Raw genomic sequence first — 23,707 nt, 5'->3', positions numbered from 1 at the left:
AGCATGTATCGCCAGGGGATCGAAGGCTTCAGTTACTATCTCGGCATCCGCTCGCTGGATCAGGTGGCGGCGCGCACGGACCGGGTCTGCGTGCTCAATATCCTGGGCGGCGAGTCCCGGACGGTCACGCCGGTCAGCCACGCCTTTTCGGGCGGCAACGTGGTGTTCGGCACGGCGCCGGGGCGCGGTGCGCAGGTTCTTAAGACGCCGGCCGGGGACGTGCCCGTCTACAACAACGTGCGGGAGGGCCTGAACGCCGGCCACGCCTTCAACACCGGGGTGGTCTATCTGCCCCCGGCGGGTGTGCGCGACGGCGTGGCGGAGCTGATCCGCGTCAATCCCGCGCTTGAGAAGATCATCATCATCACCGAGAAGGTGGCCGTCCACGACGCCCGCGAGATCCGCGCCATCGCCCAGGCCAACGGCGTGGATGTGATCGGCGGCAACTGCCTTGGCGTGGCCGATTCCTGGAGCCGGGTGCGGCTGGGCGGCGCGCTGGGCGGCGATCACCCCGACGAGTCCCTTCGCAAGGGCACGGTGGCGATCTTCTCCAACTCGGGCGGGTTCACCACCACGATCGCCCAGTACCTGGCCACGGCCGGGTGGGGCACGACCACGCTGATCTCTTCGGGCAAGGACGTCTACATCCACTACGCCGCGCGCGACTTCGCCCACGCCTTCCGCAACGACGACCGCAGCAAGGCCGCCGTGTTGTACGTCGAGCCCGGCGGCTACTACGAGCACGGCGTGGATTTCGGCAAGCCCACCGTGGCCTGCGTGGTCGGGCGCTGGAAGTCCAAGCTCACCCGGGCCGTGGGCCACGCCGGCGCCATGGCGGGCACCGGCGATTCCGCCCCGGACAAGGAACGCTGGTTCCGCGAGATGTTCGAGGTGGACGGGCTGTTCACGCCGGAGACTCCCCACGCCTCGAAGAAGGGGGCCGTGGTCGTCAACATCGCCGACATTCCGGCGGCTTTGACGGCGGTCATGGCCCTGAACGGGATGGAGCCCGATTTCCCGCCCACCGGCTCGCTGGCGCTGAAGCCGTGGATGGCCAACACCCAGGGCATCCCGATGCCGGCCGAACTGGACCTGCCCGTGGTCACCGCCATGGAGCCCTACGCGGGCCAGATCCAGGGGCTGCGCCAGCAGATCGGCGCGGTCATCGCCCGCCAGGGGATGAAGGACGCCTCGGGTGCCTCGGTCATGGATCCCAAGACCCAGGTGACCTCGGTGCATGGGCACTCCGTGCTCGACATGGCGCTGGAGCCGCTGGAGGCCAACTTCGCCCTGCCGCTGGTGCACGAGATCGCGGGCGAGAACGACCGCGCTTTGCTCGACGTGGCCGTGGCCGCCGAGGTCAATCTGGTCGGCGATCCCATCCTGGTGGCCGTCGATGCGGCGCGGGAGGCCGGCAACGCCCCCAACGCCATCATGGCGGCCGCGGTCTCCATCGTCGGGCCGAGGCGGGTGGAGCGCGCCCTCGCCTGCACCCGCGCGTTGATCGACCTGTTCGCCCACACCGGGCTGCGCGACGGCCAGGGGGAGGGCTTCGACCTGTCCACGATCACGGTGGACGACGAGACCCGCGCCCTGTTCCTCGCCCGCCCGGACGAGGCCGACGATCCCCGCCCGGAAGCCATGATGCAGGCCGTGCGGGATCGGGGCAGCCGTTCGGTGTTCCTGCGCTTCGTTGAGTCCATGGGCGCCCGCCCGTCGCGCGACGCCATCCTGGCGGCCATCGCCACGACCATCGCGTGGGGTCCGCTGATGCGCAAGCGGATCAGCCGTCTGACGGCGGAGACCCTGCCGTGGTACCTGCGGCTGTACGGGGTCATGGTGGGCGCGTCGATCGAGGCGCCGCATCACCAGCACGGCCGCCTGCACGGCATCCCCCGGCAGGAGCGATTCAGCGAATGGACCGTGGCCGACCTGTGCTATCTGGCCATCACCGGCAAGCGGGCGGAGGGCGACGAGGCGCGGCCGCTCCAGCTTCTGATCGGTCTGCTCATCTCCAACGGGCCGGGCGCGATCTCGGCCCAGGGCGCCAAGGGCGCGGTTGCCGCCGACGGCCCCCAGACGCCCGCGCGGGTGCAGATCAACAAGGGCATGGCCGGCTTCCTGACCCACACCGGCTTCAGCCACGGCGGCAACGGGTTCGAGGGCATGGCCTTCCTGCTCGACCGCTTCCGGGGCCGGGGCTTGGAGGATCCGACCGACCCGAACCACGGCCTGGACCTTCGGGCCATGGCGATGGAATTCGCCCGCGACTACAAGGCGGAGAAGCGCCGAGCCAAGGAGATCGGCCAGGAAACCCGCGCCCTGCCCGGCGTGCACCACCCGGTGTTCCGGGGCAATCCGGTCAACCACGACCCCCGCGAACGCTTCATCGCGCAGTTCATGGAGGAGCGCGGCGAGTACAACATCTTCCATGCGTTCTATCGCGAGCTTGTGCAGGCGCTCTACGACGTGGGGGCGTCGCCCTACGTGTTCTGTGTGAACATTGATGCGGTGATTGCGGCCCTGCTGCTGGCGTTGCTGTGGAGGGACTACCGCACCGGCGCCCTGACCGAGCGGGACCTGGAGACGGCTGCGTTCAACGTGTTCCTGTACGGGCGCATGATCGGCGCCGCCGCCGAGATCGACGACCACCTGAACCGCGGCCGCAACATGGACACCCGCACGCCCGCGTCCGCCTGCCGGTACGTGTCGTAAGACCGGCCGACGGAAAGGTTCATCCTTTTCGTCGGCCGGCCGGCCCGCCGCTGGCATCGCTGCGCGATGCCAGGTTTGAACAAGACTGGGGGCCGGCGCCCTCGGCGCCGCATCGCGGCGCCGTTCTACAGATGGCCGCCCTTGGGCGGCCGGGGAGGCGGAGCCGCGCGCCCCGAAGGGGCGCTGCGGCGACAAAAACAAAGACTCATCCTGACAGGTCGCCGGAGCGACTCTGGGTCGAAGGAGTCATCCTCATCGTCGGGCTGTATGACACCCGCGAGACAGGGCTTGCGCCGCCGGGGGGCGGGCCCCTATAGTCCGCCTCGGAAGGCTGGCGGTGGACGGGCTCCTCGCCAACCCGGTCAGGTCCGGAAGGAAGCAGCCGTAACGAGTTTCGGTCCGGGTCGCCGTTCAGTCTTCCACTCCCGTGTGCGGCCCGGCCCCGAGGCGCCTCCCGGCGGACCGGAGGAGCGCACCGCACCGCCAGACCCCGCCGCCCGATGACCGATTCGCCCGCAGACGCCCCGACAGACGTGACAGCGGGCCAGGGCGGGGCCTATCGGGTTCTCGCGCGCAAATACCGCCCCACTACCTTTGACGAGCTGATCGGCCAGGATGCCCTGGTCCGCACCCTGACCAACGCGGTCAAGGGCGGCCGGCTGGCCCAGGCCTACATGCTCACGGGCGTGCGCGGGGTGGGCAAGACGACCACCGCGCGGCTGATCGCCCGCGCGCTCAACTGCGTCGGTCCGGACGGCACGGGCGGGGTGACCATCGCGCCCTGCGGTGTGTGCGAAAACTGCAAGGCCATCATGACCGACCGGCACGTGGACGTGCTGGAAATGGACGCGGCCAGCCGCACCGGCGTCAACGACATCCGCGAGATCCTGGACGGCGTGCGCTACCGGCCGACGTCGGCGCGCTACAAGGTCTACATCATCGACGAAGTGCACATGCTCTCCACGGCGGCGTTCAACGCGCTGCTGAAGACGCTGGAGGAGCCGCCGGAGCATGTGAAGTTCATCTTCGCCACCACCGAGATCCGCAAGGTCCCCGTCACCGTCCTGTCTCGCTGCCAGCGCTTCGACCTGCGGCGGGTGGATCAGACGGTGCTGACCGCGCACTTCCGCCGGATCGCGGACAACGAGGGCGGGGCGATCGAACCCGGCGCGCTGGCTCTGATCGCGCGCGCGGCGGACGGCTCGGTGCGCGACGGTCTGTCCCTGCTGGATCAGGCCATCGCCCACGGCGACGGCACGGTGACCGAAGAGCAGGTCCGCGACATGCTCGGTCTGGCCGACCGGACCGTGGTGTTCGACCTGTTCGAGGCGGTGATGAAGGGCGACGTGGGTCAGGCCCTGGACGTGGTCGCGGGGCAATACGCGCTGGGCGCCGACCCGATGGTGGTGATGCAGGACCTGTTGGACCTGACCCACTGGCTGACCCGCATGAAGGCCGTCAAGGGCGGCGAGGACGACCCGGCCGTCCCCGAGGCGGAACGCACCCGGGGCCGGGAGATGAGCACGGCCCTGTCCATGGCCTCTCTGACGCGCGCGTGGCAGATGCTGCTGAAGGGGCTGACCGAGGCGCGCGCGGCCCCCGATCCGCTGCAGGCGGTGGAAATGGCGCTGATCCGGCTGGCCTATGCCGCCGATCTGCCGCCCCCCGGCGACGTGGTCGCCAAGCTCTCCGGCAGCGGCGCGACCGTGAGTGCGGGTGGGGCTCCGGCGGCGCCCTCCGGGTCCGGTGGCGGCGGTGGCGGGCTGAAGGCGGTGGCCGGCGGGCGCGCTGCCCAGGCCGACTCGGCGTCCGCCGGGCAGCCCCAGGCCGCTCGCCCCGCACCGGCGGCCGAAGCGGCGCGTGCGTCCGGGGCCGGGGCGGCCATGCCGACGTCGTTCAAGGCCGTGGCCGAGCTGGCGCGGGAGCGGCGCGAACCCCGCCTCGCCAAGCACCTGACCCACGACGTGCATCTGGTGTCGTTCGAGCCCGGCCGGATCGAGTTCAATCCGCGCGAGGAGGCCCCGCGCGACCTGGCCGGGCGGCTGGGCAAGGCCCTGCAGGAGTGGACCGGGCGACGCTGGGTGGTCTCGGTGTCCGACCGGAAGGGCGAGCCCACGCTGCATGACCAGCTTCAGGCCAGCGTGATGGCCGATCCGCTGGTCCAGGCGGTGCTGGAGGCCTTCCCCGACGCCCGCATCGGGCAGGTGCGGGAGCGCGCCGAAGAGCCCGTCGCCGCCGCCGATCCGGCCGCCGCCGTGCCCGGTGTCTTCGGGGTCGATGAGGATGACGCCGACGCGGGCGAGGATGCTGGACCCGACGGCGCCTTTCTGGTTATGTCCGACGACGAGTGGCCGGCGTTCGGCGGGCTCGATGATGGATTTGGAGAGACGGACACATGAAGAACCTCGGCAACCTGATGAAGCAAGCCCAGGACATGCAGCGCAAGATGGGCGAAATGCAGGAGAAGATGAAGGAGATGGAGATCTCCGGCACCTCCGGCGGCGGCATGGTCGAGGTCGTCATCAACGGCAAGGGCGAAATGCGGCGTCTGAGCATCGACAAGTCCATCGTCGATCCCGAAGACAAGGAGATGATCGAGGACCTCGTCGTCGCCGCCTTCAACGACGCCAAGGGCAAGGCCGAAGAGGCGATGCAGGAGCAGATGCAGGAAATCACCGGCGGCCTGAAGCTGCCCCCGGGCATGAACCTGCCGTTCTGATTGCGATGACCCCGCACCGGCCGCCGCGTCGCTCATGACCGGGCCCGAGATCGACCGCCTGATGACCCTGCTCGGGCGCCTGCCCGGGCTGGGTCCGCGCTCGGCCCGGCGGGTGGCGCTGCACCTGATCCAGAAGCGCGACGCCGCCATGCTGCCGCTGATCGCCGCCCTGTCGGACGTGGCGGAGCGGGTGCGGCCGTGCGGCGTGTGCGGCAACTTCGACACGCGCGATCCCTGTGCCGTCTGCGCCGATCCCCGGCGGGACGACAGCGCCCTGTGCGTGGTGGAGGATGTGGCCGACCTGTGGGCCATGGAGCGGGCCGGGGCGTTCTCCGGTCGTTATCATGTGCTGGGCGGGGTGCTGTCCGCGCTGGAGGGCGTGGGGCCCGAGGACCTCGCCATTCCCGCGCTGGAGGCGCGTTGCGCCGGCGGGGCGGTGCGCGAGGTCGTGCTTGCCCTGGGGGCGACGGTGGATGGCCAGACCACCGCCCACGTGATCGCCGACCGTCTGGCCGAGGTCGCGCCCGGCCTCACGGTCTCGTCGCTGGGGCAGGGGGTGCCCGTGGGCGGCGAGCTGGACTTCCTGGACGACGGCACCATCGGCGCGGCGCTGCGCGCGCGGCGGCCGGTGTGACCCGGCGCGCCGTCTTCGTCTACGGCGCCAACGACCGGCATTTCCAGTCCGGGCGGATGTTCCACCTTCGCCACGCGCTGGATGCGGCGGCGGCGGATCGGCCGGACGTGGCGGTGGGCACGATTCCCTATCGGTTCACGAACCAGGTGCTGCCGGTGGCGGCGGCCTACAGCCTGCGGTACGGGGCCGCGATCCTGAGCGACCGGCGGGCCGCCGACGGCTACGTCTACCACGGCTTCGGGTTCTCGGACGCCTATCACGACGCCTGTCTGGGGGCCGCCATCGACGGGGTGCCCGACGGCGCGGTGATCCTGAGCGGCTGTCAGAACATCGGCCGGCGGGCGCGCGCCGCCGTGCGCCGCAAGGGGCTGCGGGTGTTCTTCTATATCGACGCCACGGTGCGGGATCTGGTCTATCTGGGGCCGCGCGTGCGGGCGGCCATCCTGGAGGCGGAAGCCGAGAGCTATCGTCTGGCCGCCGGGTTCTTCGTCTATCACGAGGGGGTGGCGGCCTCGCTGCGGCGGGATTACGGCGTTGATCCGCCGGCGATCACCGTGGTCGGCAAGGGCGTGCCGGCCAACGCTGAAGAGGTGCGCGCGGCCCGGGCGGTGCCCCGTGTTTCGGGGACCTCGCTCACGCTGATGACGGTGGGCACGCACCCGCGCCGCAAGGGGGTGCTGCGCCTGATCGAGGCCATCGACCGTTTGCCCGCCGACCGGCGCGCCCGCCTGCGCTACGTGGTTGCGGGTCCGGCGCGGCGGGAGCTGCCGACGCGGGACTATCTGGCGCCGCTGGGGTTTCTGGGGGCGGATCAGCGGGCGCACCTTCTGGCGCTGATGCGGCGGGCCGACCTGGGCGTGCTGCTGTCCGAGTGGGAGGGCCTGCCGGGCTCGATCTACGAGTTCCTGGCCCTGGGCACGCCCTGCTGGATGTCCGACCTGCCGGATCTGGGGGGGCTGACGACGCGTCCGGGCGTGATCGCGGAGCCGCTGCCCCTTGATCCGGCGCGGCTTTCCGGGCGGCTGGCCGGGCTTCTGGACGATCGGGCGGCCCTCGGCGGCTTGCGCGCGGCGGCCGAGGCGCATTGGGACGGCCTGGGCTGGCAGCCGGTGGCGGCGCGGGTCCTGGACACTGTGCTGGCGGACCATGTCGAGGGAAAGCGGGGCTAACCGTCCGGGCTGAAGGCGGCGGTCACGCTCTGTTATGCCGCACGCGGTCGGCCCGGGTCGTGACGCTGTCCATCAGCGTGGCTTCGGGCACCAGACTGCGCAGGGCGTCGGTGCGGTCGGCCAGGCGCTCGGCCACCAGATGGATCACCAGGCCCTCTTTCTGAAGGCGACCCTGGGCCAGCAGCAGCCGGCCGCGCAGCACGGCGCGGCGGTGGGTCTCGAACACGCCGGGCCAGACGATCAGGTTGGCCACGCCGGTTTCGTCCTCCAGGGTGATGAAGACGACGCCGCTGGCGCTGCCCGGGCGCTGGCGACAGACCGCGAGCCCGGCCACGGACAGCCGGCGGCCGGTGGGCACCTCGGCCAGCCGGGCGGCCGGCACCGCGCCGTCGCGGGTCAGGGTCTCGCGCAGCAGGGCCATGGGATGGTCGCGCAGGGTCAGGCGCACCGCGGCGTAATCCTCCACCACCGATTCCCCCGGGGTCAGGTCGGGCAGGTCGGTGTCCGGCTCGCCGTCGGTCTCGCGTACCGGCGGCCCCGTACGGGTGCGCGCCTGGGCGGCGGCGAACAGCGGCAGCTCGGAGGGGCGCAGCGCCTTGACCGCCCACAGCGCCGGACGCCGATCCAGGTTCAGGCCGGCAAAGGCATCGGCGCGGGCCAGGGTGTCCAGCACGTCCGGCCCCACGCCGGCGCGGCGCTGCACGTCCGCCGGGTCGTGGTAGCCGCCGGGCGGGCGCGCCGCCGCGATGGCGCGGCCGGCCTCTTCCGACAGGCCCTTGATCTGGCGGAAGCCGAGGCGCAGGGCGGGGGAGGGTGCTTCCAGGTCGGGCGGAGTCGACCCGCTTCGCCCCGGCGATGCGGGGCAATCCGCCGTCGGCGGGGCCGCGTGCGGCGGATTGCGCCCCGGGTCGTGCGGCCTTTCCAACCCACACTCCCAGTCGCTTCGGTTGATGTCCACCGGCCGCACCTCCACGCCGTGCTCGCGGGCGTCGCGCACGATCTGGGCGGGGGCGTAGAACCCCATGGGCTGGCTGTTCAGCAGCGCGCAGGCGAAGGCGGCCGGATAGTGCCGCTTCAGCCACGCCGACACATAGACCAGCAGCGCGAAGCTGGCGGCGTGGCTTTCGGGAAAGCCGTACTCGCCGAAGCCCTCGATCTGGCGGAAGCAGTTCTCGGCGAACGCCGGTTCGTACCCGTTGGCGACCATGCCTTTCAGGAACTTGTCGCGGAAGGCGTGGATCAGCCCGGCCTTGCGGAAGGTCGCCATGGCGCGGCGCAGGCGGTCCGCCTCGGCGGGCGAGAACCCCGCGCCGACGATGGCGATGCGCATGGCCTGTTCCTGGAACAGCGGCACGCCCAGGGTTTTTTCCAGCACCCGGGCGAGATCGGTCGAGGGCATCACCACCGCCTCTTCCCCACGGCGGCGGCGCAGGTAGGGGTGAACCATGTCGCCCTGGATCGGCCCGGGGCGGACGATGGCGACCTCGATCACCAGATCATAGAACGTGCGCGGGCGCAGGCGCGGCAGCATGCTCATCTGGGCGCGGCTTTCCACCTGGAACACGCCCAGGCTGTCGGCCCGGCAGAGCATGTCGTAGACCGCCGGGTCCTCGGCCGGCACGCCGGCCAGGGTCAGGGCGCGGCCGTGGTGGCGGCCGATCAGCTCGAACGCCTTGCGGATACAGGTCAGCATGCCCAGGGCCAGAACATCGATCTTCAGGATCCCCAGCGCGTCCAGGTCGTCCTTGTCCCACTGGATGACGGTGCGGTCGGCCATGGCCGCGTTTTCGATCGGCACCGTCTCCGACAGCGCCCCGCGCGTCAGCACGAAGCCGCCCACGTGCTGGCTGAGATGGCGGGGAAAGCCCAAAGCCTCCTCGATCAGGGCCAGGGTCAGGGCCAGGCGCGGCTCGTCCGGATCAAGCCCGGCCTCGCGCACGTGCTCGGGTGACAGCGGCCGCGACGACGTGCCCCAGACGGTGGCGTTCAGGGCCGCGACGGCGTCTTCCGACAGGCCCATGGCCTTGCCGATGTCGCGCGTGGCCGAACGCGTGCGGTAGCGGATCACCGTGGCGGCCAGTCCGGCGCGGTGGCGGCCGTAGCGGTCGTAGATGTACTGGATCACCTCTTCCCGGCGCTCGTGCTCGAAATCCACGTCGATGTCGGGCGGTTCGTCGCGGGCGGCGGAGACGAAGCGCTCGAACAGCAGGTCGATGCGGGCCGGATCGACGGCGGTGATGCCCAGGCAGTAGCACACGGCGGAGTTGGCGGCGGACCCGCGCCCCTGGCAGAGAATCCCCCGGCCGCGCGCGAAGCGCACGATGTCGTGCACGGTCAGGAAATAGGGCGCGTAGCCCAATTGCTCGATCACCCCGAACTCGTGCGTCACACGGGCCTCGACGTCGGCCGGCACGCCGCCGGGGTAGCGTCCGCGCGCCCCCTCCCATGTGAGGCGGACCAGCGTCTGTTGCGGCGTTTCGCCGGGCGCGCCCGGTTCCTCGGGGTATTCGTAGCGCAGTTCGTCGAGCGAGAACCGGCAGGCGTCGGCGATCTCCACCGTGCGGGCGACCGCCGCCGGATGGCGCGCGAACAGGGCGGCCATCTCCGCCGGGCTCTTCAGGTGGCGCTCGCCGTGGGGCAGCAGACCCCAGCCGGCCGAGTCGATGGTCACATGGTCGCGGACACAGGTCATCAGGTCGTGCAGCGCCCGGCGTTCCGGCGCGTGGAAGCGGACGTCGTTGGCCGCGACCAGGGGGGTGGCGAGGGATTTCGCCAGATGGTCCAGCGCCCACAGGCGGCGGCCGTCCTGGCCGTCCCAGCGCACGGCGGCGGCGAGGTGAACGCGGGGCGAGCCGGCGGCGGTCAGCGCATCGCGCAGGTGGGCCAGACCGGCGGCGAAGGCGGGGCCGGGCTCGGGTGCGCCGTCCTCCGGCGGCAGCACAAGGGCGATCTGGCCCGCGCCCAGACCCTCGTCCGGGTCGTTCAGATCGTGGAGGCGCAGACAGCACGCGCCTTTCCCGGCCCGCCGTCGGCCGCGCGTCAGCAGGCGGCAGAGCCGGCCATAGGCGGCCCGGTCCGTGGGCAGGCAGAGCAGGGACGGCGCGTCCTCCAGATCCAGGCGGGCGCCCACGATCAGGCGAACCCCGTGCTCCTTGGCGGAAACGTGCGCGCGCACCGCCCCGGCCAGGCTGGCGCGGTCGGTGACGGCGAGCGCATGAAGGCCCAGGGCGGCGGCCGTGACCACCAGCTCTTCGGGCAGCGAGGCGCTCTCCTGGAAGCTGAAGGCCGTGGCCGCCCACAGTTCGGCATACGCCGGTGGGGGGGGCGGCTGTGGGGCAGGGGCGGGATCGGTCTGTGTCATGCGCGCAAGATGGCCCGGCGGCGGCGGGATGTAAAGAACAGAACAAGAACATGTCGGGCCGGGTCTGGCTGCCTTGCAATCTGGACCGATCGGTCTACAATTCGGCGCAAAATGAAACCCATCGGCGTAGGGAGGGCCGCCATGTCCCGGATCGTGACCTATTACGTGTTCCTCAATTCCCCCTGGAGTTTCATGGGCGGGGCGCCCCTGGCGCAGGTCGCCCATGCGGCCGGCGCAACGGTCGAGGTCCGCCCCATCGACTTGCCGCGCGTGTTCCAGGAGACCGGCGGCCAACCCCTCAGCCAGCGCCCCAAGGCCCGGCAGGACTACCGCTTGCTGGAACTGGCCCGCTGGTCCCGCCGCCGGGGACTCGCCCTGGTGCGGCACCCGGACGTGTTCCCCTGCGACGAGCGCCTGGCGGCGGCCTGCGTGATGGCCCACCGGGCCGAGGGCGGCGATGCGCTGGCGCTGGCCACGGCCTTTGGCGGGGCGATCTGGATCGCCAACCGCGACATCGGACGGCGGGATGTGGTCGTGGACGTTCTGACGGAACAGGGGCTGGACGCCGACGCGCTGCTCGCCCGGGCCGAGGGCGAGGCCGACCGCTGGGCCGCCGAGCGCGAGGCCAACACCGTGGCCGCGCTCGCCGACGGTTGCTTCGGCGTGCCCTGGTACGTGGTGGACGGCGAGGCGTTCTGGGGTCAGGACCGGCTGGACTTCGTTGCCGAGGCCCTGGCCGGCGCGGGAGAATGACCGCCTCCGGCCCGGTTCGCCCCAGGGCAACGAGCGCAGGTCAACATGACGGCGCTTTCCGCGCCGTCATTGCACGCCTCTCGAGATCCCTCGTCTCGCTCTGCTCGCTCGGGGTGACGAAATAAAATCATTGGATGTCGTCCTGAAGCCGCGAAGCGGCTGAAGGTTCTCGGGCGTGGGTCTCCGACCCGCTGCAATGACCTGCAGGAGCGATCCCGGTAACCTGAGACCGTTGTCCTGGGTTCGCCCGGTTTGGCTTGACCGGGCGGGGTTGGACGTGATCCCTGGGCGCACTTGACCCTGGACCCCAGACTCCCGATCCCAGACTCCCGATCCCAGACTCCCGATCCCAGACTCCGGACCGTGCCGGGCCGCCCATGACCGTCTCACAGATCGCCGTCCCCCCCTTCGATGTGCCCCGCGTGATCGCGCACCGGGGGGCCTCCGCCTCGGCCCCCGAAAACACGCTGGCCGCCTTCCGCCGCGCCCACGCCCTGGGCGCGCCGTGGGTGGAGTTCGACGTCAAGCTGACGGCCGACAACCGCCCGATCGTGTTCCACGACGACATCCTGAGCCGCACCACCAACGGGCAGGGGCCGGTGGCCGCCGCGCCGCTGGCGGCCCTGGGGGACCTGGACGCGGGCCAGTGGTTCGATCCCGACTTCGCCGGCGAACTGGTGCCGACCCTGGAAGAGGTCGTGGACCTCCTTGCCGAAATGGGTCTGGGTGCCAACATGGAGATCAAGCCGTGCCCGGGCCGTGACGAGGAAACCGCCGCCATCGCCCTTGAGGTCGCGCGGCAGGTGTGGCCCTCCGAGGCGTCGCCGCTGCTGGTCTCCAGCTTCAGCCGGACGGCGCTGGACGTGGCCCGCCAGACCGCGCCGCAGTGGCCGCGCGGTCTGCTGACCGAGGCGCTCACGGACGACTGGCGCCAGGCCGCCGAGGCGGTGGGGGCGTGGTCCATCCATTGCGCGTCGGAGCCTTTAGGGCCGTCCGGCGTGGCAGAGGTGCTGGACGCGGGCTATCGGGTCATGGTTTATACGGTGAACGATCCGGGGCGCGCCCTGAACCTGTGGGACTGGGGCGTGCACGGGATCTTCACGGACCGGCCGGAGGTGCTGTTGCCCCTGGCCGGCGCCTGACGTGGCGCGGCGGAGGGACGCGGCCGTCGGGCCGCTCGTCTCCCCGGGGCCCGCGCCGTCGGACCGACCTCGCCCGGGCGAGGGGCGTGACGTCATTCCCTGTTCGAGCAGGCGAAAGGATCGATTGTGAAGCCTCTGAATCCCCTTATGATTTCGGGACGGGACGTACTGCCGGTGGTGGAAGGCGGCAAGGGCGTCGCGGTGTCGAACGGCCTCAGCGCGGGCGCCTGGGCGGCCGCCGGCGGCGTCGGCACGTTCTCGGGCGTCAACGCCGACAGCTACGACGAGAACGGCAACGTCATCCCGCAGATCTACAAGGGAAAAACCCGCCGGGAGCGGCACGAGGAACTGGTGGCCTACGGCATCCAGGGCGGCATCGCGCAGGCCCGCATTGCCCACGACATGTCCGGCGGGGCCGGTCGTCTGCACATCAACGTGCTGTGGGAGATGGGCGGCGCCGAGCGCGTCCTGCAGGGTGTGATGGAGGGCGCGCGCGGCCTGATCCACGGCATCACCTGCGGCGCCGGTATGCCGTACCGGCTGGCCGAGATCGCCGAGCGCTTCCGCGTGCATTACTACCCCATCGTCTCCTCCGCCCGCGCGTTCAGCGCGCTGTGGCGCCGGTCCTACCGCAAGTCGGCGGAGTGGATGGGCGGCGTGGTCTACGAGGACCCGTGGCTGGCGGGCGGTCACAACGGCCTGTCCAACACCGAGAATCCGCGCGCGCCGGAATCCCCCTATCCCCGCGTCGCCGCGCTGCGCAAGACCATGCGCGAGGCCGGCTCGCCGGAGGTGCCGATCTTCATGGCCGGCGGGGTCTGGTATCTGCGCGAGTGGGCGGACTGGATCGACAATCCCGAACTGGGGCCGATCGCCTTCCAGTTCGGCACCCGGCCGCTGCTGACCAAGGAAAGCCCGATCCCGGACTCGTGGAAACAGCGACTGCTGCGTCTGGCCAAGGGCGACGTGCTGTTGCATCGCTTCAGCCCGACCGGGTTCTATTCCTCGGCGGTCCGCAACGACTTCCTGGATGAACTTTCGGGCCGCAGCGAGCGCCAGGTGCCCTACACCACCGAGCCCGACGAGACCCACGACGCCGCGCTGGCCGTGGGCGCGCGCGGGCGGCAAGTGTTCATCCCCCAGGGCGACCTGGAGAAGGTCCGAAGCTGGATGGCCGAGGGCCACACCGAGGCCCTGCGGACCCCGGACAATACCCTCATCTATGTGACGCCGGAGCGGGCGCGGGAGATCCTGCGCGATCAGGTGGAGTGCATGGGGTGCCTGTCGGCCTGCTCGTTCTCCAACTGGGCGCAGAGCGAGAGCGGATCCACCGGCCGCCGGGCCGATCCGCGATCCTTCTGCATTCAGAAAACGTTGCAGTCCATTGCACATGATGGTGATATCGAGAATAATTTGATGTTCGCGGGCCACAACGCCTATCGGTTCGCCAGCGATCCGTTTTTCGCCAATGGTCGTGTGCCCACGGTGCGCGAGCTGGTGGATCGGATCCTGACGGGAGACTGACCCTCGCCGACGCCGCCTTGAGGGGGGCGGCCGTCGGAGCGGGCCGGGACGCGACTGGGGCCCAACCTGGAGCAGAACGGGAACTGAGCCATGAGACATGACCTTTCCGCCATGGACCGCCTGCGCGCCGCTGGTCTGCGTCCCACCCGGCAGCGTCTGGCGCTGGCCCGTCTCCTGTTCGACAACGGGGACCGGCACGTCACGGCGGAAATGCTGCACTCGGAGGTGATCGCCTCGGGTGTGCGCGTGTCCCTGGCGACCGTCTACAACACGCTGCACCAGTTCACGGACGTGGGCCTGCTGCGCGAGATCGTGGTGGAGGCGGGCCGGTCCTACTTCGACACCAACACCAGCGCGCATCATCACTTCTTCAATGACGCCTCCGGGCGGCTGACGGACATTCCGGGCGACGACATCATGGTGACCGCCGTCCCGAACGCGCCGGACGGCACCCGGATCAAGAGCGTGGACGTGATCGTGCGGCTTGAAGAGGCGCCCCTCGCCACCGCGGCGGAATGACGCCGGGCGGCGCGTCAGTGCGCCGCTTCCCCCGCTCTCTTGCGTGACATCCGAGATGACTGGTCCTGACCCGACCGGCGCCGACGACACCGGCGCCGGCGCTTCCGCTTCCGCACCCTCCGTCCGCACCGAGGACGTCCGCTTCTATGGCCGCCGCAAGGGCAAACCCCTGCGCGCCGGACGTCGCGCGGTGCTGGACAGCCGCCTGCCGGACCTCGCCATCGCCATGCCCGAGGACGGCCAGACCCTGGACCCGCAGGCGCTGTTCCCGGCCCCCGTGCGGGCGGTCTGGCTGGAGATCGGCTTCGGTGGCGGCGAGCATCTGGCCGGGCAGGCGGCGGCGCATCCTGACGTGGGGTTCATCGGGGGTGAGGTGTTCGAATACGGGGTGGCCAAGCTGGTCGCGGCCGTGGACGAGGCCGGCCTGTCCAACGTGCGCGTCTATCCGGAGGATATCCGGCCCCTGCTGGCGCACCTGCCGGATGCCTGCCTGGACCGCATCTTCGTGCTGTTCCCCGACCCCTGGCCCAAGAGCCGGCACGCCAAGCGGCGCATGATCGCGCCCCGGCGGCTGGATGTGTTCGCGCGGTTGCTGGTGGACGGCGGGCTGTTGCGGGTGGCCAGCGACGACATGGGCTACATCCGCTGGACGCTGCGGCACGCCTGCAGCCATGCGGCCTTCGCCTGGACGGCCCGGCGGGCCGACGACTGGCGCCAGCCGCCCGCCGACCACATCCGCACCCGCTACGAGACCAAGGCGCTGGAGGACGGGCGCCGGCCGATCTTCCTGGACTTCCAGCGCCGCCCGCGCTGAGCGGGGGGCGCGGCGAGGGGGAGGGGGTGTCGTCCTGAGGGAGCGGAGCGACCGAAGGATCTCGGGCCGGGGCGTGCATCCCCTGGCCCGCAGTCACCCGTCTTGCCGAGATCCTTGGCCGCTGTCAGCGGCTCAGGATGACGCAAAAAAAGGCCGGCGAGAGTCGGACGCTTCCACCAATCCGGATCAGTCGGCCGCATCCGGCGCGGGGCGCTCCAGCGCGGCCCACAGTTCCCGCCACTCGCGCGGCGACAGGCCGCTGTCGGCCTGGGTGACGCGCTCCCCGTCCAGGCAGCGGCGCACCACGCCCAAGGCGCCTCGCGACAGGTGCAGCCCGCCCATGCGGTAATCCTGGAACGCCTCGTGGATGATCGGCACCCAGCGGGCCATCAGGTCCAGCATGATCTCGGCATAGACGCGGATCTCGTACTGCGCATGGTGGTCCGCGCGCAGGGACAGGAAGTGCATCAGGTTGTGCAGGTCAACCTTCCAGTACCACTGCGTATAGGTGTTGAGCGTCAGGTTCATGCGCGCCAGTTCGCGGGCCAGGCCCTGGCGGTCGTCGTCGTCCTCGGCCAGCATGCGTTCGTAGCTGGCGTAACAGCGCATGGCGTCGCCGCGCAGGATGTCGAGCACGTCGGCCGCCTCGCTGCCGGACAACACGGCGCCCCGGCCCTGGCGGTTGTCGCTGGACTGGGCGGCCAGATGCTCGGGGGCGGGAATGTAGAACTCCCGGTCCAGCACCGAATAGCGCGCCGAGTATTCGTTGACGTTGGCGGTGCGGTGCCGGATCCACTGCCGGGCCACGAAGATCGGCAGCTTCACGTGGAACTTGATCTCGCACATCTCGAACGGCGTGGTGTGGCGGTGCCGCATGAGGTAGCGGATCAGGCCGCGATCCTCGTGCACCCGGCGGGTGCCGCGCCCGTAGGAGACGCGCGCCGCCTGCACCACGGCGCCGTCGTCGCCCATGTAGTCCACCACGCGCACGAAGCCGTGATCCAGCACCGGGAACGGCTGATGAAGGATGGCCTCCATGTCGGCGACCGTGGCCCGTCTGGTCTCGGCGGTCTGGCCGCGCAGGGCCTCGATGTCGGCCTGAAGAGCGGGGTCGAGGCGGGAGGCGTCGGGTTCGATCATGGGGGCGGGTGTCCGGAAAAAGGCGGGAACAGGGGCGCGGCACCATACCCGGATGGTGCCGACGTCTCAACGTCAACCCGCACCGGCCAGCGCGACCTTCAGCACCAGCACGCCCGCCACCACCAGCCCCCCCGCGAAACAGGCCCGCACGTACAGGCGCAGGGCGCGGCGGATGTCCTTCGGAGTCACGCGGGCGCGGCCGTCGCCCACCCAGGGTTCGCTGGTTTCGCGACCGTGGTAGCGGCGCGGGCCGGACAGGGCGAGGCCGAGGGCGCCGGCGGTGGCGGCCTCCGGCCATCCTGCATTCGGTGAGCGGTGACGGCGGGCGTCGCGACGCAGGATGCGCACGGCCTCGCGCCACCGGGTGAAGCGCAGGGTGGCGGACGCCGCCACGATCAGCAGCGCCGAAACGCGCGCGGGCGCCCAGTTCCACGCGTCGTCCAGCCGGGCCGAGGCCCAGCCGAAGTGCTGGTGGCGTTCCGTCCGGTGGCCGATCATGGAATCCAGGGTGTTGATCATCTTGTAGGCCATCAGGCCGGGCAGGCCGAACACCACGTACCAGAACACCGGCGCAATGACTCCGTCCGAGAAGTTCTCCGCCAGCGACTCGACGGCGGCGCGGCCGATGCCGCCCTCGTCCAGGGTCTCCGGGTCGCGCCCCACCAGATGACGGATGGCGCGCCGTCCGGCGTCGAGGCCGTGCGTCTCCAGCGCCACCGCCACGTCCCGGACGTGGTCGTGCAGGCTCTTCTGGGCCAGCAGCACCGCCACCAGGCCCATTTCCACCACCCAGCCGGCCGGGGCGGCGGTGGCGAACCATTGCACGGCGACCCCGATCCCGGCCGATATCCCGGTCAAGGCGAGCGCAGTCACGACCCCGCGCATGCGCCGGTCGCGGGGGCTGCGTGACGGGCGGTTCAGCCGGGCGTCGGCCACGCCGATCCAGTGGCCCATGACGACCACGGGATGCGGGATGATGCGGAAGAGCGGACCGAACTCGCCCAGATAGGCGTCGATCAGCATCGCCGCGAGCAGCAGGACGAGCGGATCGAAGACATCGGTTCCGGTGTAATCGAACAGCAGGAACATGGCGGGCGGGACCATCCCACCCCCGGCCCCGGGACGCAAGAAGGTTGCGCGGGTCCGTGCGCGGTCAGCCGCCCGCCGGCTCCAGCCGGAAGCGGGCGCGGCTGTCCATGGTCGGGTGCCGCCAATGGCCGTCGATGGTCAGCGAGCCCGGGTCCATGGTGCCGACGAACCGGCCGTCGGTTTCGAAGTCGGGCTGGTCGGCTCCGCTTTCCTCCCACATCACGACCGCACCGACGGTGCCGTCCACCCGCATCCGCACATCCGCGCGGGTGCGGCGGCCGGTCGGCTCCACGTAGTCGGCCCGCCCCCGGAACGCCACCATGCCGTCCGGGGCCACGCTTCGCCCCGTCCAGGTGACGGCCATGACGATGGGGCGGGCGGCCCCATCCCAGTGGAACCAGCCCGTCATGCGGTCGGGCATGCGGGTCAGCAGGTCCCGGGCAGGCAGCACAACGGTGTCCTGAAGGGCCGGACCGGCAGGCAGCACGACGGTGTCCTCAAGGGCCGGACCGGCAGGCGACGCCAACGGCCGGGGGGCCGACCCGGGGTCGTCCCAGCGCAGCAGGTCGCCGGTGTCGGGGTTGGCGCAGACCACGGCGAAAAAGCTGCGGTGGGTGGGCAGGTCCTCCATCAGCCGGAAACAGGTCAGGCAGGCGAGATCGGGACAGTCCGGGTCGGCCGTCTGTTCGGTGTCGATCACCACCCGGTTGCCGTTGGCGCGCACCGCGTCCGCCCAGGCCGCGATCTCCGGCACACCGAAGATCAGGTCCAGCATGCGGTCCTCGCTCATCCGGCCGTCCGGCATGCCCGTCTGGGCCGCCGCCGCGGCGGACCAGAGCAGGCCAAGGCCCAGCAGGGCGGCCGGAAGGCCAGCGCGCCGGTCAGTCATCGCCGCCCCCGCCATCATCTCCGCCGCTCCCGCTGTCGGTGTCATTGTCGCCACCCCGGTCGTCGCGCCGGTCGCGATCCCGGTCCCAATCGTCATCGCGGTCGTCATGCCGTCTCGTCCCGGACCAGCCGCCGCCTCGCGTTTGCCCGGCCGGGCGGGCGCGTCCATGGGTGGCAGCCTTGCGGACGGCCCAGGCGATCAGCAGTCCGACCACAACCAGCAGGCCGCCCATGAACAGGGCGGCGTACAGATCGTCGCCGGTGCCGGCTTCCAGGCCCGCACCCAGGGTCCCGAGGCCGACCAGCAGGAACCCGCCCGCGACCGTATATCCCAGCAGCTTGCGGGCGAGGCCGATGGGCGGACGGGGCGGGGCGGGGCGACGGCCCTCGGCCTCGGCGCGGGCGCGGTCGGGCCCCTGCACGAAGGCCGTGCCGCTTTCGCCGGCGTGGCGCCGGGCGACATCGGTGATGGACTCCCGGCCGGTCGCCAGCGCGGCGGCCTCGGCCGGGGTGACCTCGCACTCGGTCTCGTCGCAGAAGATCGCGCCCCCGTCCATGACGAAGCTGACCGACCCCGCCGGTCCGCTGGCCATCACGTGTGGCGGGCAGAAATCGTTGAAGCGGTCCTCTTCCGGGACCTCAAGCGCATGGATCCGCTGAAACAGCCCGACCAGACCCGCATGGTCCATCAGGCCGCGATGGACGGCGTCATAGGACCCGTCGGCCCGCGTCCAGTCTGCGCTGATCCCCTGGGTTTCAACCTTCACTGGCTGCTGGGACATCCCCGTTTCCCCCCGTTTCCCCCCGTGTCCCCCCGTGTCGTGGCGGCGCGCGGCCGCCGTCGGGCAGTATAGTGGAGCATATCCACAAAGTGGATAGGGGTAATGGAGGGGCTCTGTTTTATGCCCCCGGACGGGGTCTGATGCGGGCAAGAGTCCGGACGTCTTTCGAAGTGATGCGCCAACCAGGGGTCGTGTTTGCGTCTTGTCTTTACCTTTCTATATCGTCCACGCGTGTGGGCGGACGTCCAGGGGACGACTCGGTCAGGGGCGCTACCCGCCTTTGCGCGGCAGGCGTCGGGTCAGGCGGTCGGTCAGGGCGTCGGGCAGCGCGCCGGCCAGCCAGGCCGCGACGGCGAGCGGCCAGGGAAAGGCGATGCGGCCCCGGTTGCGTGCCAGACCCCGCTTGATGACGCGGGCGGCCTTGTCCGCGTCCATCAGGAAGGGCATGGGGAAGCGGTTCACGGCGGTCATGGGCGTGCGGACGTAACCGGGGCAGATGACCGAGACCTTCACGCCGTCCCCGGCCAGCCAGCCGCGCAGCGACTCGCCCCACACCTTCACGGCCGCCTTGCTGGCGCAGTAGGCGGGCGCGCCCGGAAAGCCCCGGTATCCAGCCAACGAGGCCATCAACGCGATCTGGCCCCGACCGCGCGTGCGCAGGGCGGGCAGCAGCGGCTGCACGGTGTTGAGCACGCCGGCCAGGTTGACCGCGAAGATGTCGCGGGTCTGCTCCTCCGGTTCCTCGCCGCCGCCGGTGCCGGCCGAGATCCCGGCATTGGCGATCAGCAGATCCACGGGCGCGGCGGCATCGGCCGCCTTGACCCAGGCGGCCGTCGCCTCGCGGTCGGTGACGTCGAGCCGGTTCGCCTCCACCGTGGCCCCCGCCGTGCGGCAGCGGGCGGCCACCTGCTCCAGGCGCCCAAGGTTGCGCGCCGACAGCACCAGGGAGACGCCCGGCGCGGCGTAGGTCTCGGCCAGCGCGGCCCCCAGGCCGCTGGACGCGCCGGTGATGAGGATGCGGCGGGGCATGGCGGGTCTCCCGGGTCGGATGGGGTGCGGCTGTCGGATCGCGCCGGTCGCCCCGACACAAAAAAAACGAGCCTGCCGTCCGGAGACGACAGGCCCGTTCAGGGTACCATCATGCATGCGTGAGCCGGAGACCAAAGACCTTCCAACTCATTGATGGGCGAGTCATCCCCCGACTGCCCCCCAGCCGGCTGCCCACACCAAGAACGCTATAGTTTGTTGGAATTTGTCGCAATTCGGTGAAAGGTCATATGACGTTCGGCCAGGGTGCGCGAAAGAGCGTTACCGCGCCGGCCGGCCGGTCTTGACGGGGCCCTTGGTGCGGCGCTTCTTCGGCTTGCCGCCGTCGCCGCCGGCCCGCGTCTTCTCGGCTTCCGCCCGTCTGACCGAGGCGAGCAGCGGATTCGCGCCCTGGCCCTCGTCCGCGCCGGCCACGCCCAGTTCCATGGCCTCCAGGCGCTGGATCTCGTCGCGCAGGCGCGCGGCCTCCTCGAACTCCAGGTCGGCGGCGGCGGCCCGCATCTTCTTGTCCAGGTCCGCGAGATAGGACCGCAGATTGTGGCCGATGAGCTGCTGGTCCTCGGCCATGCCGGCCTGCACGGTCACGTAGTCCTTTTCGTGGACACTCTCCAGCACGTCGGAGATGCGCGCCCGCACGCTGGCCGGCGTGATGCCGTGTTCGGCGTTGTAGGCCTGCTGCTTCTCGCGCCGCCGGTTGGTCTCGTCGATGGCGTAGCGCAGGCTGTCGGTGATCCTGTCGGCGTAAAGCAGCACGCGGCCGTCCACGTTGCGGGCGGCGCGCCCGATGGTCTGCACCAGCGAGGTCTTGGAGCGCAGGAAGCCCTCCTTGTCCGCGTCCAGGATGGCGACCAGGGCGCATTCCGGGATGTCCAGGCCCTCGCGCAGCAGGTTGATGCCCACCAGCACGTCGAAGGCCCCGATTCGCAGATCGCGGATGATCTCGATTCGCTCCAGGGTATCCACGTCCGAGTGCATGTAGCGCACCCGGATGCCCTGCTCGGCAAGGTATTCCGTCAGGTCCTCGGCCATGCGCTTGGTCAGCGTGGTCACAAGGACGCGCTGCCCCTTGGCGGCGCACTGGCGCACCTCGGACAGCAGGTCGTCCACCTGATGCTCGACCGGGCGGACGATGCACACGGGGTCGATCAGGCCGGTCGGGCGGATGACCTGTTCGGCGAACACGCCACCGGTGCGCTCCAGTTCCCACGGTCCCGGGGTGGCCGAGACGTAGACCGAGGGCGGCCGCATGGCGTTCCATTCCTCGAACTTCAGCGGCCGGTTGTCGATGCACGACGGCAGCCGGAAGCCGTATTCCGCGAGCGTGCTCTTGCGCTGGAAGTCGCCCTTGAACATGCCGCCGACCTGCGGAACCGTGACGTGGCTTTCGTCCACGAACAGCAGCGCGTCCTCGGGCAGGTACTCGAACAGGGTGGGCGGCGGCGCGCCGGCCGGGCGGCCGGTCAGGTGGCGGGAGTAATTCTCGATGCTCTTGCAGTGCCCGGTGGTCTCGATCATCTCCAGATCAAAGGTGGTGCGCTGTTCCAGGCGCTGGGCTTCCAGCAGCTTGCCGGCCTCGTGCAGCGCCGCCAGTTGCTCCTTCAGTTCCGCCTTGATGGACTTGACCGCCTGCGACAGCGCCGGGCGCGGCGTCACATAGTGGCTGGCGGGATAGACCGTGATCTCCCCCAGACCGCCCGTGCGCGCGCCGGTCAGCGGGTCGAACTCGGCGATGTCCTCGATTTCCTCGCCGAACAGCGACAGCCGCCACGCCCGGTCCTCGTAGTGCGCCGGGAAGATCTCGATGACGTCGCCCCGGGCGCGGAAGGTGCCGCGCGTAAAGGCGATGTCGTTGCGGGTGTACTGCAGCTCGACCAGCCCCTTCAGCAGGGCGTCGCGGTCGATCTCCTGGCCCTTGCGCAGGCCGATGACCATGCGCGAATACGACTCGACCGCGCCGATACCGTAGATGCACGAGACCGAGGCCACGATGATGACGTCGCGGCGCTCCAGCAGCGCCCGGGTGGCGGCGTGGCGCATGCGGTCGATCTGTTCGTTGATGCTGGAGTCTTTTTCGATATAGGTGTCCGTCCTCGGGACGTAGGCCTCGGGCTGGTAATAGTCGTAATACGAGACGAAGTATTCCACCGCATTCTCGGGGAAGAACTGCTTCATCTCGCCATACAACTGCGCGGCCAGCGTCTTGTTCGGGGCCATGACCAGGGCGGGGCGGCCCGCCGCCTCGATCACCTTGGCCATGGTGAAGGTCTTGCCGGAGCCGGTCACGCCCAACAGCACCTGATCGCGCTCGCCCTGGGTCAGGCCGCCGCTCAACTCGGTGATGGCGGTGGGCTGGTCGCCCGCCGGCACGTAGTCCGAGGCAAGCCGGAACGCCGCGCGAGGGCCGGCGGGCTGACGCTCGTAGACGGGAAGCAGGAGGGGGGCGGCGCTGGTGCTCATGTCGGGAAGATAGGCCCCCGGGAGGGCCCGGCCAAGGGGCCGCATCCATGCAATCGGGTGAAGGCGCGTTTGGCGAAATGCGAGACCTCGTAGGCCACGTCCTTGCGATCACGCGTCCTTTCACCCGATTGCCCTGGGGGCCGCATGCCTCGGCGTTGATTGCCGACCCGGCCGCCGCTACGCTTTCGCTTCGTCTTCGCAATGGCTTGGCGGTCCGATCCGCGGACCGCGCGCCGGCGGATCGGGGAGGGGGAGACCGGCCATGTTTCGTGTCATCGCCGCGCGGCCCACGGGCCTGCTGGCCGTTCTGAGCCTCGCGCTTGCCCTGGTGGCCGGCGCGCCCGGGTCGGCTGGGGCGCAGGAGGACGCCGCCGCCGGCCGGGTGGAGGCCACCTCCGGGGCCGTCGCCGTGATCCGTGGCGGGGTTTCCGCACGGCTGGCGCCGGACGATCCGGTGCTGGTCGGCGATCAGGTGGTGACCGGCGAGGCCGGCAAGGTGGTCATCGCCCTGCAGGGCGGCGGCACGCTGACCGCCGGCCCCGGCAGCCGGGTGACCGTCGCCGACTATGCCCGGGGGGCCGAGGATCGCGGTGTCTTCGACATGCTGGCGGGGATTTTCCGCGCCAGCCTGGAGCCGGGAGACCCCTGGGACCGCTTCGAGGTGCAGAGCCGCACGGCCGTGGCCTCCGCCCGCAACACCGAATTCATCGTGGAGGCTTCGGCGCTCAATACCGCCGTGGTCACGCTCAGTGGCCGGGTCGGGGTGACCGCGCGGGCCCCGGCGGCGGCGGGTGCGACGGTCGAGCTCGGACCGGGCGAGGGCACCGACGTGGCCCGGGGCGCCCTGCCCACACCGCCGGCGACCTGGGGCGCGCCGCGCGTGCGGGCCTTCGACGACCGGACGACCCTGCCCTGAGCCGGGGCCTGAGCCGGGGCCTGAGCCGGGGCCTGAGC

The 23,707-nt window shown here is 70.9% G+C and carries 18 protein-coding genes and 1 other RNA gene; 12 read left to right on the top strand and 7 right to left on the bottom strand.

The genetic code is table 11. The features are described from left to right. Positions 1 to 3: 3 nt before the first annotated feature. The 6 genes from GHC57_RS05705 to GHC57_RS20235 all read left to right on the top strand — a co-directional run bounded on the left by GHC57_RS05705 (position 4) and on the right by GHC57_RS20235 (position 7,237). Positions 4 to 2,715 (top strand): CoA-binding protein, encoded by a 2,712-nt coding sequence (locus GHC57_RS05705; RefSeq protein WP_153342087.1) that lies wholly within the window; start codon positions 4 to 6, stop codon positions 2,713 to 2,715. Between the two features lie 325 nt (positions 2,716 to 3,040). Continuing rightward, positions 3,041 to 3,139: signal recognition particle sRNA small type (ffs, locus tag GHC57_RS05700), an RNA gene on the top strand. A 76-nt stretch (positions 3,140 to 3,215) separates the two neighbouring features. Next, the gene (locus tag GHC57_RS05695; protein ID WP_153342085.1) at positions 3,216 to 5,114 is read left to right on the top strand and encodes a DNA polymerase III subunit gamma/tau; all 1,899 of its coding nucleotides are present in this window, start codon (positions 3,216 to 3,218) and stop codon (positions 5,112 to 5,114) included. Further along, positions 5,111 to 5,434: a YbaB/EbfC family nucleoid-associated protein gene (locus GHC57_RS05690; RefSeq protein ID WP_153342083.1), complete on the top strand. Its 324-nt coding sequence runs from the start codon at positions 5,111 to 5,113 to the stop codon at positions 5,432 to 5,434. The genes GHC57_RS05695 and GHC57_RS05690 overlap by 4 nt, the downstream gene beginning before the upstream one ends. A gap of 34 nt (positions 5,435 to 5,468) precedes the next feature. Continuing rightward, on the top strand, positions 5,469 to 6,068 hold the full coding sequence (gene recR / locus GHC57_RS05685) for a recombination mediator RecR (protein WP_153342081.1): 600 nt from the start codon (positions 5,469 to 5,471) through the stop codon (positions 6,066 to 6,068). Then, positions 6,065 to 7,237 (top strand): glycosyltransferase, encoded by a 1,173-nt coding sequence (locus GHC57_RS20235; RefSeq protein ID WP_153342078.1) that lies wholly within the window; start codon positions 6,065 to 6,067, stop codon positions 7,235 to 7,237. The genes recR and GHC57_RS20235 overlap by 4 nt, the downstream gene beginning before the upstream one ends. A gap of 22 nt (positions 7,238 to 7,259) precedes the next feature. Here the strand turns inward: GHC57_RS20235 and GHC57_RS05675 are convergent, their stop codons facing one another. Further along, positions 7,260 to 10,598 (bottom strand): error-prone DNA polymerase, encoded by a 3,339-nt coding sequence (locus GHC57_RS05675; protein ID WP_153342076.1) that lies wholly within the window; start codon positions 10,596 to 10,598, stop codon positions 7,260 to 7,262. A gap of 141 nt (positions 10,599 to 10,739) precedes the next feature. On the opposite strand from GHC57_RS05675, the gene GHC57_RS05670 reads away from it, so the two are divergent. The 5 genes from GHC57_RS05670 to trmB all read left to right on the top strand — a co-directional run bounded on the left by GHC57_RS05670 (position 10,740) and on the right by trmB (position 15,350). Beyond that, on the top strand, positions 10,740 to 11,351 hold the full coding sequence (locus GHC57_RS05670) for a 2-hydroxychromene-2-carboxylate isomerase (RefSeq protein ID WP_170294703.1): 612 nt from the start codon (positions 10,740 to 10,742) through the stop codon (positions 11,349 to 11,351). 377 nt (positions 11,352 to 11,728) lie between these two features. Next, on the top strand, positions 11,729 to 12,493 hold the full coding sequence (gene ugpQ, locus GHC57_RS05665) for a glycerophosphodiester phosphodiesterase (RefSeq protein WP_153342071.1): 765 nt from the start codon (positions 11,729 to 11,731) through the stop codon (positions 12,491 to 12,493). Between the two features lie 147 nt (positions 12,494 to 12,640). Continuing rightward, positions 12,641 to 14,017 carry an NAD(P)H-dependent flavin oxidoreductase gene (locus GHC57_RS05660; protein ID WP_153342069.1) on the top strand — a complete coding sequence of 459 codons (1,377 nt, stop codon included), beginning with the start codon at positions 12,641 to 12,643 and terminating at the stop codon, positions 14,015 to 14,017. Between the two features lie 90 nt (positions 14,018 to 14,107). Next, on the top strand, positions 14,108 to 14,536 hold the full coding sequence (irrA, locus tag GHC57_RS05655; RefSeq protein ID WP_153342067.1) for an iron response transcriptional regulator IrrA: 429 nt from the start codon (positions 14,108 to 14,110) through the stop codon (positions 14,534 to 14,536). Positions 14,537 to 14,591: 55 nt separating this feature from the next. Then, entirely contained in the window at positions 14,592 to 15,350 is a 759-nt protein-coding gene (gene trmB / locus GHC57_RS05650) for a tRNA (guanosine(46)-N7)-methyltransferase TrmB (protein ID WP_153342065.1), read from the top strand. 186 nt (positions 15,351 to 15,536) lie between these two features. Here the strand turns inward: trmB and thyX are convergent, their stop codons facing one another. The 6 genes from thyX to uvrB form a co-directional block, all read right to left on the bottom strand. After that, entirely contained in the window at positions 15,537 to 16,490 is a 954-nt protein-coding gene (thyX, locus tag GHC57_RS05645; RefSeq protein WP_153342063.1) for an FAD-dependent thymidylate synthase, read from the bottom strand. A gap of 72 nt (positions 16,491 to 16,562) precedes the next feature. Further along, positions 16,563 to 17,594, bottom strand: coding sequence for an adenosylcobinamide-phosphate synthase CbiB (gene cbiB, locus GHC57_RS05640; protein ID WP_246152152.1), 1,032 nt, complete (start codon positions 17,592 to 17,594; stop codon positions 16,563 to 16,565). Between the two features lie 49 nt (positions 17,595 to 17,643). Further along, positions 17,644 to 18,468 carry a hypothetical protein gene (locus GHC57_RS05635; RefSeq protein WP_153342061.1) on the bottom strand — a complete coding sequence of 275 codons (825 nt, stop codon included), beginning with the start codon at positions 18,466 to 18,468 and terminating at the stop codon, positions 17,644 to 17,646. Next, positions 18,461 to 19,249, bottom strand: coding sequence for a hypothetical protein (locus GHC57_RS05630; protein WP_153342059.1), 789 nt, complete (start codon positions 19,247 to 19,249; stop codon positions 18,461 to 18,463). Before GHC57_RS05630 ends, GHC57_RS05635 begins: the two co-directional genes overlap by 8 nt. Positions 19,250 to 19,519: 270 nt before the next feature. Then, a complete protein-coding gene (locus tag GHC57_RS05625; RefSeq protein WP_153342057.1) occupies positions 19,520 to 20,278 on the bottom strand; it encodes an SDR family NAD(P)-dependent oxidoreductase in 759 nt (252 codons plus the stop codon). A 279-nt stretch (positions 20,279 to 20,557) separates the two neighbouring features. Beyond that, positions 20,558 to 22,753, bottom strand: a complete 2,196-nt coding sequence (gene uvrB / locus GHC57_RS05620) for an excinuclease ABC subunit UvrB (RefSeq protein ID WP_153342055.1) — start codon at positions 22,751 to 22,753, stop codon at positions 20,558 to 20,560. Positions 22,754 to 23,015: 262 nt separating this feature from the next. Here uvrB and GHC57_RS05615 point away from each other — a divergent pair, with 262 nt between their 5' ends. Continuing rightward, positions 23,016 to 23,669 carry a FecR family protein gene (locus tag GHC57_RS05615; protein WP_153342053.1) on the top strand — a complete coding sequence of 218 codons (654 nt, stop codon included), beginning with the start codon at positions 23,016 to 23,018 and terminating at the stop codon, positions 23,667 to 23,669. Positions 23,670 to 23,707 lie beyond the last annotated feature (38 nt).

Origin of the sequence: Roseospira navarrensis (genome assembly GCF_009601025.1) — a bacterium.
Lineage (GTDB): Bacteria > Pseudomonadota > Alphaproteobacteria > Rhodospirillales > Rhodospirillaceae > Rhodospira > Rhodospira navarrensis.
This window is presented reverse-complemented; position numbering and strand designations above follow the sequence as displayed.

What these genes read in the sequence shown, in the direction of transcription:
- GHC57_RS05705 (WP_153342087.1), top strand. Translation starts at nt 4, where the DNA reads ATGTATCGCCAGGGGATCGAAGGCTTCAGTTACTATCTCGGCATCCGC.
- GHC57_RS05695 (WP_153342085.1), top strand. Translation starts at nt 3,216, where the DNA reads ATGACCGATTCGCCCGCAGACGCCCCGACAGACGTGACAGCGGGCCAG.
- GHC57_RS05690 (WP_153342083.1), top strand. Translation starts at nt 5,111, where the DNA reads ATGAAGAACCTCGGCAACCTGATGAAGCAAGCCCAGGACATGCAGCGC.
- recR (WP_153342081.1), top strand. Translation starts at nt 5,469, where the DNA reads ATGACCGGGCCCGAGATCGACCGCCTGATGACCCTGCTCGGGCGCCTG.
- GHC57_RS05675 (WP_153342076.1), bottom strand. Translation starts at nt 10,598, where the DNA reads ATGACACAGACCGATCCCGCCCCTGCCCCACAGCCGCCCCCCCCACCG.
- GHC57_RS05670 (WP_170294703.1), top strand. Translation starts at nt 10,740, where the DNA reads ATGTCCCGGATCGTGACCTATTACGTGTTCCTCAATTCCCCCTGGAGT.
- ugpQ (WP_153342071.1), top strand. Translation starts at nt 11,729, where the DNA reads ATGACCGTCTCACAGATCGCCGTCCCCCCCTTCGATGTGCCCCGCGTG.
- GHC57_RS05660 (WP_153342069.1), top strand. Translation starts at nt 12,641, where the DNA reads ATGATTTCGGGACGGGACGTACTGCCGGTGGTGGAAGGCGGCAAGGGC.
- irrA (WP_153342067.1), top strand. Translation starts at nt 14,108, where the DNA reads ATGAGACATGACCTTTCCGCCATGGACCGCCTGCGCGCCGCTGGTCTG.
- trmB (WP_153342065.1), top strand. Translation starts at nt 14,592, where the DNA reads ATGACTGGTCCTGACCCGACCGGCGCCGACGACACCGGCGCCGGCGCT.
- thyX (WP_153342063.1), bottom strand. Translation starts at nt 16,490, where the DNA reads ATGATCGAACCCGACGCCTCCCGCCTCGACCCCGCTCTTCAGGCCGAC.
- cbiB (WP_246152152.1), bottom strand. Translation starts at nt 17,594, where the DNA reads ATGGTCCCGCCCGCCATGTTCCTGCTGTTCGATTACACCGGAACCGAT.
- GHC57_RS05635 (WP_153342061.1), bottom strand. Translation starts at nt 18,468, where the DNA reads ATGACTGACCGGCGCGCTGGCCTTCCGGCCGCCCTGCTGGGCCTTGGC.
- GHC57_RS05630 (WP_153342059.1), bottom strand. Translation starts at nt 19,249, where the DNA reads ATGTCCCAGCAGCCAGTGAAGGTTGAAACCCAGGGGATCAGCGCAGAC.
- GHC57_RS05625 (WP_153342057.1), bottom strand. Translation starts at nt 20,278, where the DNA reads ATGCCCCGCCGCATCCTCATCACCGGCGCGTCCAGCGGCCTGGGGGCC.
- uvrB (WP_153342055.1), bottom strand. Translation starts at nt 22,753, where the DNA reads ATGAGCACCAGCGCCGCCCCCCTCCTGCTTCCCGTCTACGAGCGTCAG.
- GHC57_RS05615 (WP_153342053.1), top strand. Translation starts at nt 23,016, where the DNA reads ATGTTTCGTGTCATCGCCGCGCGGCCCACGGGCCTGCTGGCCGTTCTG.